Annotated in this window: 13 protein-coding genes; 9 read left to right on the forward strand and 4 right to left on the reverse strand. The window is 72.0% G+C overall.

Features of this window, described 5'->3' with window-relative positions:
• Nucleotides 1-75: 75 nt before the first annotated feature.
• From ACZ31C_RS13280 to ACZ31C_RS13310, 7 genes are all read left to right on the forward strand, one after another.
• Nucleotides 76-738, forward strand: a complete 663-nt coding sequence (locus ACZ31C_RS13280; RefSeq protein ID WP_396752648.1) for a GntR family transcriptional regulator — start codon at nucleotides 76-78, stop codon at nucleotides 736-738.
• Between the two features lie 42 nt (nucleotides 739-780).
• The gene (locus ACZ31C_RS13285; protein WP_465795469.1) at nucleotides 781-2205 is read left to right on the forward strand and encodes an MFS transporter; all 1425 of its coding nucleotides are present in this window, start codon (nucleotides 781-783) and stop codon (nucleotides 2203-2205) included.
• Nucleotides 2202-3287, forward strand: coding sequence for an S-(hydroxymethyl)mycothiol dehydrogenase (locus tag ACZ31C_RS13290; protein WP_396752652.1), 1086 nt, complete (start codon nucleotides 2202-2204; stop codon nucleotides 3285-3287). The genes ACZ31C_RS13285 and ACZ31C_RS13290 overlap by 4 nt, the downstream gene beginning before the upstream one ends.
• Nucleotides 3287-3916: an MBL fold metallo-hydrolase gene (locus ACZ31C_RS13295; protein ID WP_465795470.1), complete on the forward strand. Its 630-nt coding sequence runs from the start codon at nucleotides 3287-3289 to the stop codon at nucleotides 3914-3916. The genes ACZ31C_RS13290 and ACZ31C_RS13295 overlap by 1 nt, the downstream gene beginning before the upstream one ends.
• An 84-nt stretch (nucleotides 3917-4000) precedes the next feature.
• The gene (locus ACZ31C_RS13300; RefSeq protein WP_465795471.1) at nucleotides 4001-5107 is read left to right on the forward strand and encodes a DUF3626 domain-containing protein; all 1107 of its coding nucleotides are present in this window, start codon (nucleotides 4001-4003) and stop codon (nucleotides 5105-5107) included.
• A gap of 204 nt (nucleotides 5108-5311) precedes the next feature.
• Nucleotides 5312-6010, forward strand: a complete 699-nt coding sequence (locus ACZ31C_RS13305; protein ID WP_465795472.1) for a hypothetical protein — start codon at nucleotides 5312-5314, stop codon at nucleotides 6008-6010.
• A 624-nt stretch (nucleotides 6011-6634) separates the two neighbouring features.
• Nucleotides 6635-7219 carry a hypothetical protein gene (locus tag ACZ31C_RS13310; protein WP_465795473.1) on the forward strand — a complete coding sequence of 195 codons (585 nt, stop codon included), beginning with the start codon at nucleotides 6635-6637 and terminating at the stop codon, nucleotides 7217-7219.
• A 236-nt stretch (nucleotides 7220-7455) separates the two neighbouring features.
• Here ACZ31C_RS13310 and ACZ31C_RS13315 read toward each other — a convergent pair whose 3' ends face one another.
• Together ACZ31C_RS13315 and ACZ31C_RS13320 are read right to left on the reverse strand one after the other, a co-directional pair.
• On the reverse strand, nucleotides 7456-8889 hold the full coding sequence (locus tag ACZ31C_RS13315; protein ID WP_465795474.1) for an MFS transporter: 1434 nt from the start codon (nucleotides 8887-8889) through the stop codon (nucleotides 7456-7458).
• A 57-nt stretch (nucleotides 8890-8946) separates the two neighbouring features.
• Nucleotides 8947-9183 (reverse strand): hypothetical protein, encoded by a 237-nt coding sequence (locus ACZ31C_RS13320; protein WP_350694415.1) that lies wholly within the window; start codon nucleotides 9181-9183, stop codon nucleotides 8947-8949.
• Nucleotides 9184-9322: 139 nt separating this feature from the next.
• Between ACZ31C_RS13320 and ACZ31C_RS13325 the strand changes: the two genes are divergently transcribed.
• On the forward strand, nucleotides 9323-10480 hold the full coding sequence (locus tag ACZ31C_RS13325; RefSeq protein WP_465795475.1) for a geranylgeranyl reductase family protein: 1158 nt from the start codon (nucleotides 9323-9325) through the stop codon (nucleotides 10478-10480).
• A gap of 168 nt (nucleotides 10481-10648) precedes the next feature.
• Nucleotides 10649-11551: an SDR family oxidoreductase gene (locus tag ACZ31C_RS13330; protein WP_465795476.1), complete on the forward strand. Its 903-nt coding sequence runs from the start codon at nucleotides 10649-10651 to the stop codon at nucleotides 11549-11551.
• Nucleotides 11552-11669: 118 nt separating this feature from the next.
• Here ACZ31C_RS13330 and ACZ31C_RS13335 read toward each other — a convergent pair whose 3' ends face one another.
• A complete protein-coding gene (locus tag ACZ31C_RS13335; RefSeq protein WP_465795477.1) occupies nucleotides 11670-12332 on the reverse strand; it encodes a nucleotidyl transferase AbiEii/AbiGii toxin family protein in 663 nt (220 codons plus the stop codon).
• Nucleotides 12329-12670 carry a hypothetical protein gene (locus ACZ31C_RS13340; protein ID WP_350694409.1) on the reverse strand — a complete coding sequence of 114 codons (342 nt, stop codon included), beginning with the start codon at nucleotides 12668-12670 and terminating at the stop codon, nucleotides 12329-12331. Before ACZ31C_RS13340 ends, ACZ31C_RS13335 begins: the two co-directional genes overlap by 4 nt.
• Nucleotides 12671-12980: the final 310 nt, after the last annotated feature.

Genomic DNA, 12980 nt, shown 5'->3' on the forward strand with positions numbered 1-12980 from the left:
CCCGGGTCCGGTTGGCGAAGCCCGCGCCGGCACCCCGGTCGCATCGAGGACGGTCGAGAAACGCATGATAGATACATGACGCATCCCTCGGTGGCCGGTCGAGTCACCGCGCCGTCCGCCGCCGAACGGGCCTACCACCATCTGAAACGCGCCATCCTGGAGCAGTTGCACCCCGGCGGTGCCCTGGTCAGCGAGGGCGAGATCGCCGAGGCGACCGGCGTGTCGCGGACTCCGGTCCGGGAGGCGCTGCTGCGCCTGGAGACCGAAGGGCTGGTCCGCCTCTATCCCAAGCGGGGCGCGTTGATCCTGCCGGTGTCCGCCCGCGAGATCGCCGACGTGGTGGAGGCCCGTCGACTGGTCGAGGTGCACGCCGCCGAGCGGATCTGGCCCCGGCGCGCCGAGATCCGTGACCGGTTGGCCGAACGGCTCGCCGAGATGCGCGTCGCGCACGCCGCCGGTGACCTGACCGCCCTGATGGCCGCCGACCGGGCGTTCCACGCCACCGTGGTCGACGCCGCCGGCAACGAGATCCTCGCCGAGCTGTACCAACGGCTGCGGGACCGGCAGGTCCGCATGGGCGAGGCGAGCTTCCGGCTCTCGCCCCGCTGGGCCGAGGCGGCCCTGACCGAGCACGCCGCACAACTCGCCGCCCTCGACGGCGACGACCCGCAGGCGTGGGTGGCCGCCGTGGCCGCGCACATCGACACCTCCGCACGCGTGTTCCTGGGTCCCCGGTGAGCGCGTGATCGTCGCTTCGCCTCCGTGCACCGGTACCTCCTCGTGAGCGCGTCCAGCATCGGGCCGGCCCCGCTTCCGGCGCCGCCCGGTCGAGCCGTGCTGGTCTGGGCGGTGGCGCTCAGCGCGTACATCGCGTCGATCTTCCACCGCACCTCCCTCGGCGTGACCGGGGTGGAGGCGGCGCAGCGCTTCGACATCAGCGCCGCCACCCTGGCCACCCTCACCGTGGCCCAACTCGCCGTGTACGCGGTGATGCAGGTGCCGGTCGGAATGCTCCTCGACCGGTACGGCTCGCGCCGGCTCCTGATCACCGGCGGCGTCCTGATGGTCGCCGGTCAGCTCGCCTTCGCCCTGGTCACCGACGTACGCCTGGCCGTGGCGGCCCGCGTCCTGATCGGTCTCGGCGACGCGATGAGCTTCATCAGCGTGCTGCGCCTGATCGCGTTCTGGTTCCCGGGCCGCCGCAACCCGCTGCTGGTCCAGTTGACCGGCACGCTCGGCCAGCTCGGCGCGGTCCTCGCCGCCGTACCGCTGGTGACGCTGCTGCACCACACCGGCTGGACCACCGCCTTCCTCACCGCCGCCGGCGGCGGCGCGGCCGTGCTGCTGGTGACGGTCGCCGCCGTCCGGGACACCCCGCACCGGCCCGCCGTACCCACCCCCGCCCCCGGCGGTGGGCGGCTCGCCGCCGCCTGGGCGCACCCGGGCACCCGGCTCGGGCTCTGGACCCACTTCGTCACCCAGTTCTCCGGCACCGTCTTCGCCCTGCTCTGGGGCTTCCCGTTCCTGGTGCAGGGGCAGGGGCTCAGCCCGACCGCGGCGGCCTCCCTGCTCACCGTCCTGACGTTGGGGATGCTGCTGACCGCGCCGCTGGTCGCGCACCTGTGCGCCCGCCACCCGCAGCACCGCTCGGTGCTGGTCTTCACCATCGTCGGCGTCACCGCCACCGTCTGGACGGTGCTGCTCGCCTGGCCGGGTCGGGCACCTGGCTGGCTGCTCGTCACGCTGGTGCTGGTGCTGGCCCTCAGCGGCCCCGGCTCGATGATCGGCCTCGACTACGCCCGGACCTTCAACCCGGTCAGCCGCCTCGGCAGCGCCGCCGGGATCGTCAACGTCGGCGGCTTCGTCGCCTCGATCACGCTGGTGCTCACCGTCGGGGTGGTGCTGGACCTGGTCACCCCGGCGGGCCAGGCCGCACCCGACCTGACCGCGTACCGCTGGGCCTTCTCGACGCAGTACGTGCTCTGGGCGCTCGGCGTGGTGCAGGTGGTGCGCTGGCGCAACGCCGCCCGCCGTGACCAGGGCGGGCACCGACCGACGGCAACCCGCGCCGAAGCTGTGCCGACCCGCTCGCCCACCGGTAGGTTCGCCAGCGGAAGTGATCGCGGGCGTCGCCGTCCCACCGGCGACGTCGCGGCGCAACGGCGGCGGCGCTTCGCGTCGGTGCGGACGAGGAGGAGAGCGTGAGCCAGCAGGTCAAGGGAGTCATCTCGCGCAGCAAGGGCGCGCCCGTCGAGGTCACCGACATCGTCGTACCCGACCCGGGGCCCGGCGAGGCGGTGGTACGCGTGCAGTCCTGCGGGGTCTGCCACACCGACCTGCACTACCGCGAGGGCGGCATCAACGACGACTACCCGTTCCTGCTCGGCCACGAGGCGGCGGGCATCGTCGAACAGGTCGGTGCCGGAGTCGACGCGGTCGCGCCGGGCGATTTCGTGGTCCTCAACTGGCGGGCCGTCTGCGGCGTGTGTCGGGCCTGCCGGCGCGGCCGCCCCTGGTACTGCTTCGCCACCCACAACGCCGCCCAGAAGATGACCCTGGTCGACGGCACCGAACTCGCCCCGGCCCTGGGCATCGGCGCGTTCGCGGAGAAGACGCTGGTGCACGCCGGCCAGTGCACCAAGGTGGACCCGGCGGCCCGGCCGGCCGCCGTCGGGCTGCTCGGCTGCGGCGTGATGGCCGGTCTCGGCGCGGCCATGAACACCGGCAACGTGACCCGGGGCGACTCGGTGGCCGTGATCGGCTGCGGTGGCGTCGGGGACGCGGCGGTCGCCGGTGCGGCCCTGGCCGGCGCGACGACGATCATCGCGGTGGACACCGACTCCCGCAAGCTCGACTGGGCCCGCCGCTTCGGCGCCACCCACACCGTCAACGCCTCCGAGTCCGACCCGGTGGCCGAGATCCAGGCCGCCACCGGCGGCTTCGGCGCCGACGTGGTGATCGACGCCGTCGGCCGTCCGGAGACCTGGAAGCAGGCCTTCTACGCCCGCGACCTGGCCGGCACCGTCGTGCTGGTCGGCGTACCCACGCCCGACATGCGGATCGAGCTGCCCCTGCTGGACGTCTTCGGCCGGGGCGGGGCGCTGAAGTCGAGCTGGTACGGCGACTGCCTGCCCAGCCGCGACTTCCCGATGCTGACCGAACTCTATCTCCAGGGCCGCCTCGACCTGGACGCCTTCGTCACCGAGGAGATCCCGCTCGACGGCGTCGAGGAGGCGTTCGCCCGGATGCACCGCGGCGACGTCCTCCGCTCGGTGGTGGTCTTCTGATGGCCGCCCGGATCGACCACACCGTCACCTCCGGCACCTTCTCCCTGGACGGGCAGACCTTCGACGTCGACAACAACGTCTGGGTCGTCGGCGACGACACCGAGTGCGTCGTCGTCGACGCCCCGCACGACGTGGACGCGATCCTCGCCGTGGTGGCCGGACGCCGGGTCACCGCGATCATCGCCACCCACGCCCACGACGACCACGTCCGCGTCGCCCCGGAGCTGTCCCGCGTCACCGGCGCGCCCGTGCTGCTGCACCCCGCCGACCGGGTGCTCTGGGACATGGTGCACCCCGACGAGGCACCCGGCGGTGCGCTCGCCGACGGCGAGGCGATCACGGTGGGCGGCACCACGCTGACCGTGCTGCACACCCCCGGGCACAGCCCCGGCGCCTGCTGCCTGTACGCCGCCGACCTCGGCGTGGTGTTCACCGGCGACACCCTGTTCGCCGGTGGACCGGGCGCCACCGGCCGCTCGTACAGCGACTTCGGCACCATCGTCGACTCGATCCGGGACCGGCTGCTCACGCTGCCGCCACAGACCGTGGTGCACACCGGCCACGGCGACAGCACCACCATCGGCGCGGAGGCCCCGCAGCTACCCGAGTGGCTGGCCCGGGGCCACTGACCTGACGGCCGCAGGGGCGTCCTCGCCGCCCCTGCGGCCGGTTACGGGTTGGCGGCGGGCCGTCGGCCTGGCCACACTCGGCGGATGTCCGTCCCGCGAGCCGCGCTGACCGCCGCCCAGAGTGCGGCGCTGCGCCACGTCCGGCAGGTGGCGTTGGGCGACCGTCCCGCGGCGTTGGCCCGGATCGGTCGGGCGCTGGCCGGCAGCGGCGTCCGGCACGATCCGGAACGCCTGGTGGCCGGGTTCGGCCGGGCCGGGCGCGTGACGCTCAACTTCCACCCCGACCGACTGCTCGCCGGCGGGCGGACGGTGGCCGAGGCGCTCGCCACCGAGGGCGTCTACCGCAGCCAGTTCGAGACGGGCATCTCCAACGGCGGGCTCAGCGCGTACCCGGGCGGCGACCGGGACCGCTGGGAACGGCGACTGTTCGGCGGCGCGTACCAGCGACCGGGTGTGAGCCCGGCGGACCGCCCGAAGTACGGCGGCCTGAACCTGCTCGACCACCCGGACGGCGCGTGCCCGCGCTTCGGCTCGTGCCACCTGCGGCTGCGCCCCGAGGTGCTGACCCGCACCACGTTCTGTCTCGGCGACAGCCACCTCGCCCCACGGGACGTCGGCACCGTCGACGTGGTCGAACCGGTGCTGGCGGCGCTGCTCACGGCGACCGCCGACACCGGCATCACGCTGGGGCGGCCGGGCACGGACGTGCTGACCCTGGTCGAGGAGTTGCTGCGCCGCCGCGGGGACGCCGACACCGTGTCCCGCAGCGCCGGCCGGGCGTTGGACGACTACGTCGAGGCGCAGGTGCACGGGCCGGTCACGTTGGCCCGGGACGTGTGCGAACTGGTGGTCGACCCCTCGTTCCGGGGCACCGCGACCGGCGTCACCCTCGCGTCCGCCGCCGAGCGGTACGGCTTCCCGCTGCGCTGGCACGCGGGGTTCGCCCTGCCGGTGGACCGGGTCGACGCCGGGTTCCGGGGGCCGGCCATCCCGCCGCTGGCCGCGCGGGTGCACGCCGAGTTCGCCGGGTCGGGGGAGCCGGTGCACGCCGCGCTGATCGGTCGGGCCGCCGCCTCGGTGGTCACCGACCCCGGCCGCTGGGCCGATCGCGGGTCCACGGCCGAGACGCTGCAACACCTCAAGCAGCTCTGGCACGTCCTGGTCCGCTTCGGCACCCCGTACGAGCTCTGAGTCTTCTGTTCGGTTCTGGCACCGGAGGTCGGGTCTCGCGCGTGACCCGGGTCACGCCGTCGGGCATCTCAGTCATGCCCGGAATGACCGACACGTCGGGCGAGTTGTGTTCCCCATAGCGCCGGCATCCACACCCCGACCGGCGGCAGTTCCCCCGAGAGCGGCTCACCCCGAGCGGCTCGTACGATCGAAAGGGCAACCATCGTGAAGCTGGACTTCACTCGATGGCTCCCGGCCATCGCGACGAACCCGAACCGGAAGACCACTCTGAGCGTGGTGGGGGTGACCGCCCTCGCCGGGCTGGCCCTCGGCCCCACCGCCGTGGCCGCGCCGATCACCTCCGGCCCGCACCAGGGCGCCGTGGCCGCCATCGACAAGGCCACCGGCCGCAACTCCAGCGGCGTCACCGTCGAGTCCGGCCTGACCACCGGCGGCACCACCGACAAGCCCCGGGCCGGAAAGCCCAGCCGCGACGACCTCATCCCGCACGGAGTGCAGGGCGCCCAGTCGCGGGTCCCGCTGGACAACGCGCAGCGTGAGAACGCCAAGACCATCATCGAGGTCGCCAAGGAGACCGGCGTCGGCGAGCGGGGCGCGGTCATCGGCATCGCCACCGCACTCCAGGAGTCGAAGCTTTACAACCTCGGCCACCTGGGCGCGTACAACGACCACGACTCCCAGGGCCTGTTCCAGCAGCGCCCGTCCACCGGCTGGGGCAGCGTGGACCAGATCACCGACCCCGAGTACTCCTCGACGGTGTTCTTCGAGGCCCTCAAGAACGTCGGCGGCTGGGAGGATCTGCCGCTGACCACTGCCGCTCAGACGGTGCAGGTGTCGGCGTACCCGTTCCACTACGCGCAGTGGGAGGAGCAGTCGGCGGACATCGTCACCCAACTCTGGTGACCCCCTCCGACACCCCGGCCGGCCCCACCAAGGGGCCGGCCGCCTCCCGCGCCCGCGATCGCCCCGTTGATCAAGAAGTTTGAGTCGGGATGTGTGTCGTGTCCGCACTAATACCTCTTGGTCAACCAGGAGGGCGGCGGGGCGGCAGATCGAGCCGCTACCCGGGAAGCTGAGGCTAGGTTCGTCCCGGATGTGACCGGATGTCCGATTGTCGGGTCCGGGTGGGCGGGTGCGGGGCGGAATCGGGGTGGGGTCGGTGGCGTTGTAACCCGGTGGCTGACCGAGGAGGACCTCACCCACTGGCGGGTGGATGTCGGATATGACCTGGCTCGGTAGGTCGTTATACCTGGTCCCGGCGCCGTGAGGGCTTGCGGTTGGGCCCGGGAATGATGCGGGCTGGCGGGTGGTTGTGATCCCGACGCCGCAAGGGCCTCCCGGATATCCCCCCCCTCGGGGAATGGTTCGGCCCGGCAGGTGGTTGTGCATTGACCCGACGCAAGGTTCGGTGAATCCCCCTCGGATCTGGTGCGTCGATTCCCTCTTCTTCTTAGCGCCTGACGGCGTTCGCGTCGCCCTTCCTATCCCCCCTGGTGGGTGGCGTCTACCCCCGAATGGAGCTGTGTCATGAACTCGAAGCTGCTGCGTAAGAGTGTTCTGGGTGTTGCTGGTCTGGCGTTTGCTGGTGGTGTGTTCGCCGGCCCGATCGCGCAGGCTGACGCCGCCCCTGTCGCCACTTCGCCGGTGGCGGTGCAGGCCGACAAGCCGGATACCGGCACGCTGATCCCGCACGGTGTGCAGGGCGCCCAGTCCCGCATCGACCTGGACGATGAGCAGGTCGCGAACGCGAAGGCGATTATCGCGGCGACGAAGAAGGCCGGTATGGATGAGCGTGCCGCGGTCATCGCGATCGGTACGGCGTTTCAGGAGTCGAAGTTGGAGAACCTGGGTCACTTGGGTGACCGTAACGATCACGACTCGCAGGGTTTGTTCCAGCAGCGGCCGTCGTCGGGTTGGGGCACGGTGGAGCAGATCACCGACCCCGAGTACTCCACCCTGGCGTTCCTCAAGGGTTTGAAGCAGGTCGACGGGTGGCAGGACATGCCGCTGACCGTGGCCGCCCAGACGGTGCAGGTGTCGGCGTTCCCGGATCACTACGCCCAGTGGGAGCAGCAGGCCGCCGACCTGGTCGCCGCACACTGGAACAGCTGACCCCCACACCACACACAGACTTTCCTCGAACATGGGGGAGCAAGAACGCCGCCGGCCGGCACCAACACCAGGGTGCCGGCCGGTGGCGTCTGCCGTGCGCCGGATCCGTTGCTCGGCATGCGGCGTGTTGCGGGGTGGGATGTTAGGAGGGGTCCCTTCCTATACACCAGGCGTTAGCAGGGGACCCCTCCTTACACACCACCTCCTTACACACCACTCCCTTACACACCACTCCCTTACACCGAACCCCGATGACGGTGGTGGCGGGCGATGTCGACGAGGGCTACGACCAGCGCTAGGGCGATGATGCCGGCGGACACCAGCAGAGACCGCTCGAAGGCTTTCGACCAGGCGTCGTTCCCGCTGGCCACGACCGAGAAGAAGACCGCGCCGACGGCGGCGATTCCGGCCGCCGAGCCGATGCGCTGACCGGTCTGGAGCATGCCCGCGCCGCTGCCTGCCTGCGGGACCGGCACCTGCGACAGGGTCAGCGTCTGGTTGGGGGCGATCACCAGACCGCTGCCCAGCCCCGCCAGCAGCAGCGGCGCCGCGGTCACCCAGGGCACGGGCGCGTGCGGCGCCAGTTGGATGGCGAGCGCGACCAGACCGAGCCCGACCACCACGGCGAGCAGCCCGACGGCGACCAACGGTCGACCGAAGCGGTTGACGATCCGCCCGCCGACGGCGGAGGCGACGGCCGACCCGAGGGCAAACGGTGTGATCGCCAGACCGGCGATCAGTGCGCTGTAGCCGCGTCCGTTCTGCAGGTACAGCGTGAAGATGAAGAAGATCGCGGTGAAGCCACCGAAGTAGATCAACGCGATCAGCGAACCCAGCGCGTACGACTGGCGGGTGAACAGGCGTACGTCGAACAGGGGTGGGCCCTGGCGTGCGTACCGCCGCTCCCAGAGTGCGAAGCCGACCAGGGTGACCAGGCCGGCGGGGAGCAGCAGCCACTTGGCCGGGCCGTGCCACTGTTCCCGCTGCACCAGCGGCAGCAGCACCAGGGTCACGCCGACGCCGAGCAGCACCACGCCGACCGGGTCTGGTCGACGGCGTACCACCTGGCCGATCGGGTGGCGGGGCAGCAGCCGCCAGCCGAGGATGACCGCGACGATGCCGACCGGCACGTTGACGAAGAAGACCCACCGCCAGCCGTGTTCGGGGCCACCGGCGGCGATCAGCAGGCCGCCGAGCAGCGGTCCGACCGCGGTGGAGATGCCGATGGTGGCACCGAGCAGTCCGAACGGCCGGGCCCGTTCCGGTCCCTGGAACAGTTGCTGGATGAGGCCGGTCACCTGCGGGTTCACCAGACCGGCGGCGGCGCCCTGGAGTAGTCGGGCGGCGACCAGCCAGCCGGGTGACTGGGCGAGTCCGGCGAGGGCGCTGGTCACGGTGAACAGGGCGATGCCGAACACGAAGGCGTTGCGCCGGCCGTGCACGTCGCCGAACCGGCCGGCCGGCACCAGCACCAGACCGAAGGTCAACGCGTACCCGGAGAGCACCCACTGCAGGTCGCTCGGCCCGGCGTTCAGGGCCCGGTCCAGCGACGGGATGGCCACGTTGACGATGCTGATGTCGAGCAGCGTCATGAACGCCGCGACCAGCCCGACGCCCAGGGCCTGCCACCGTCGCCGGTCGTCGTACGTGTCGGTGCCGGTGGCGCTCATCGCCCCCCTGTCCCGATCGGCGTCGTCCGGCGCGGCCCCGGTACGGGACCCACGACGTCAGGTGAGCTGCTGGGCGCAGAAGCGCGGGCCGAAGTCGAGCCCGGCCATCGGCGAGTCCTCCCGGTGCAGCAGGTTCTTTTCGGTGAGCAGGTGCAGCGGGGTCTGCAACTCCTCCTCGGTGAGGCCGCACTCCTGGGCGATCAGGTCGGGGTAGGGGACCTGTCCGCGTACCTCCAGGGCCGCCACCGCGTCGTACACCCGAGCCTCGACGTCCGACAGCTGGACCTGCTGCATGGTTTCCTCCTTGGGCTCCACCGCCGGTCACGGGCGGTCTGCGTCGGGCGCTTACCCGGCGCGGCGACGAAGATGCACCCCGGACGGGGGGTGGCGCGCCGCCCCCCACACGGCGTCGCGGCTGACCTAGGCTGCTGCGGTGACCGTCTGGGAACTCGTGGTGATCGGCGGCGGTCCCGCCGGCCTCTCCGCCGCCTACGCCGCCGCCCGGCGAGGGGTCCGCACCCTGGTCCTCGAACGGGCCGCGCACCCCCGGTACAAGACGTGCGGCGGTGGCTTGACGGGTGTCTCGCTCGCCGCCGTGGCCGGTCGGATCGAGGTACCCGCCCACGACGTCGTCGACCGGGTCACCTTCACCCTGGACGGGCGACGCGCGCTCACCCGCCGACACCGGGACGGTCCGCTGGTGAGCATGGTGCGCCGGGAGGAGTTCGACGACCGGTTGCGGGCCGCCGCGGTGGCCGTCGGCGCGGAGGTCCGCGAGCGGGTCGCGGTCCGCGCGCTCGACCAGACCCCCGAGGTGGTACGCCTGCGGCTGGCCGACGGCGACACGGTGCTGGCCCGGACCGTGGTCGGCGCCGACGGCTCCTCGGGTGTCAGCGGCCGGCACGTCGGGGTGCGGCACCGGCAGGTGGACCTCGGGTTGGAGCTGGAGTTGCCGGTGCCGCCGCCGCAACAGGAGCAGTGGCGGCACCGGGTGCTACTCGACTGGGGTCCGCTGCCCGGGTCGTACGGCTGGGTCTTCCCCAAGGGCGATCGGCTGACGGTCGGGGTGATCGCCGGTCGCGGCGAGGGGGACCGGACCCGTGAGTACCTCCGCCGGTTCGTGGACCGGCTCGGCCTGGCCGGGATCCGTCCGGCGCACGACTCGGGGCACCTGACCCGCTGCCGGGCGGAGGACTCGCCGTTGCGGCGCGGGCGGGTGCTGGTCGCCGGGGACGCCGCCGGCCTGCTGGAACCCTGGACCCGGGAGGGGATCAGCTACGCACTGCGCTCCGGCGAGCTGGCCGGTGACGCGGTCGTCGACGGGGATCTGGTCGGCTACGAACGGGCGGTGGCCCAGCGGCTGGTGCCGTCCATGCGGGCCGGGTACCGCCTGCTCGACGCGTTCGCCCGACGGCCGGAGATCCTGCACGCGGCGATCGCGACGCCACCGGGCTGGCGCGCCTTCACCCGGTTCTGCTCCGGGCAGGCCGGTTTCGACGAGTTGGTCGCCCAGGCGCCGGTGCGGTTGGCCCTGGCGGCGGCCGCCCGGCTGCCCCGACCGCGCACCCTCGCCGCTCAGACCGCCTCCTGACCCCTCGCCTACCAGGATCCTAGGATGCTCTAGCGGTGGTGGCCGCCGTCGCGCCGGAGCAGCGCCCCGAGAAGCACGCCAGTCTCACGAGTGCCCGGCTGTTTCCGGCCACCGACGTCGGGTAGGGCGATCGGTGAGGGCATCCGTCAGCGCACCGAGGAGACACCCGTGAGCCAGCACCAGCACACCCCGCAGGACCCGACCGAGCAGTACGGCCAGCAGTCGGGTCAGCCGAGCCAGCAGCAGTCGCCGCCGGGGCGGACCGACGAGATGGCGCCCGAGCCGGACCACGGCGAGAAGACGTACCGGGGCACCGGCAAGCTCGACGGCAAGAAGGCGGTGATCACCGGCGGTGACTCCGGTATCGGGCGGGCGGTGGCGATCGCCTACGCCCGCGAGGGCGCGGACGTGCTGATCTCGTACCTCGGCGAGGAGGAGGACGCCGACGCCCGGGAGACCGTACGGCTGATCGAGGCCGCCGGCCGCAGGGGGATCGCGATCCGCGGCGACATCGCCGACGAACGCAACTGCGAGACGCTGATCGAGCGGGCCGTCAGCGACCTCGGCGGCATCGACATCCTGGTCAACAACGCGGCGTACCAGATGGCCCAGGAGAAGGGCATCGCGGGCATCAGCACCGAGCAGTTCGACCGGGTCTTCAAGACCAACCTGTACGCGATGTTCTGGCTGTGCAAGGCGGCCCTGCCGCACATGGGCGACGGCGCGACGATCATCAACACCTCGTCGATCCAGGCGTTCGACCCGTCACCGCAACTGCTGGACTACGCCACCACCAAGGCGGCGATCGCGAACTTCACCAAGGCGCTCGCCGCCGACGTGGTGGACCGGGGCATCCGGGTGAACGCGGTCGCGCCGGGGCCGATCTGGACCCCGTTGATCCCGGCGACCATGCCGGAGGAGAAGGTGAAGCAGTTCGGCCAGGACACGCCGGTCGGCCGGCCCGGTCAGCCCGCCGAGTTGGCGCCCGCATACGTCTTCTTCGCCTCGCAGGAGTCGAGCTTCATCACCGGCGAGATCCTCGGCGTCACGGGCGGCCGCTTCACCAAGTGAGGTGCAAGGAAGGGTCCCCTGCTAACGCCTCGTGCATAGCAGGGGACCCTTCCTAACACGAAACCCCGACGCCGGAGGCGGCCACCGCCCGCTGGGCACGGCGCGGACGTCGGGTGAGTCAGCGGGGCCAGGCGGCCAGGTGTCGGCGGATCCGGTCGATGTCCGCCGGGCCGAGGCCGTACCGGGCGAACCGCTCGTCCGGGATCCGGTCGAGGTAGCGCCCCGCCTCCCGTACGTCTTCGTCGTCGAGCGCCGGGTCGAGTTGCCGGGCCAACCCCAGCAGCTCGCCGACTGAGCGGTGCTCCAACGCGGAGGCGACATCGATGTAGTCGCGTACCTCCCGCCGGTTGACCAGGGCGGCGGTCTTGTTGGCGATCAGGTCGCGGACGTCCATCACCGGCCCGAACTCCATCACCACCGGACTGCGGTGTCGGTCCAGCCGGGCCAGGCTGAGCCGGATCTGCCGGCCGTCCCGGGCGACCACGAAGTCCCGCATGTCCCGGTCGAAGCCCTCGAAGAGGCCGCCGAGGTCACTGTCCGGGTCCGCGTCGGCCACCTCGAACCCGGCCGCCTCCAGCGCCTCCCGTACCCCGGTCGCCGCAGCCGCCGCCGCGCCCTCCACGTCCGCGAACAGGTCGACGTCCTCGGTGGGGCGGGTGACCAGCCCGTACGCGGCCCACGCGACCCCGCCGCCGAGGACGAAGCGGTGTGGCCCGGCGACGTCCAGCGCCACCCGGGCCACCTCGCGGTAGAACTCGTGCGGGTGCGGTCGTCCGGTCACGCCGATCGGAGACCCCGGTGCCGGGTCTCCCAGGCCAGCCGTACGCCCCGTGGCAGGTTCAACTGTCGCCACACGCGCCGCAACGTCCAGCCGTCGACGAGACTGCGCAGGTCGTCGACGTTCGTGGTCTCCCGCAGGACGTTCTCGTACATCCAGAGCAACTGGTCGTGGTCGGCCAGGTCGAAGGCGCGGTCGGCGCACCACATCAGGCGGACCGGCAGCTCGACCACGCCCCGGGTGGGTCCGCGCAGCTCGGTCAACGTCCCGGTCACCAGGGTGGGACGACCGGGTCGGGCCAGAAAGGCCACGCCGGACGTGGTGGGGGAGACCGCCTGCATGGTGTCAGGGTAACCCCAGCCGATCCCGTACCGAACCCACGAGCTTCACCCACCTGCCGGAACGTCCGTTCACCCGGTCCGTGCGGCACCCTCGAAAGGCAGGGGGTACGGGTGCTCCGAGGCGGTACGGATGCCGTGGATGGGTATGCCTGTCTCTGCCTCGGCGCGTCGAATGTCCGAATCTCGGGTACGCCAGGGCGGAATCGGGGTCGGGCCGGTGGCGTTGTAACCGGGTGGCTGACCGAGGAGTACCCCGCCCTGGCAGGTGGCCGGCTGATGTCGGAATGACCTGGGCCGGTCGGTCGTTGTA

Source organism: Micromonospora sp. NPDC023869 (genome assembly GCF_055559695.1).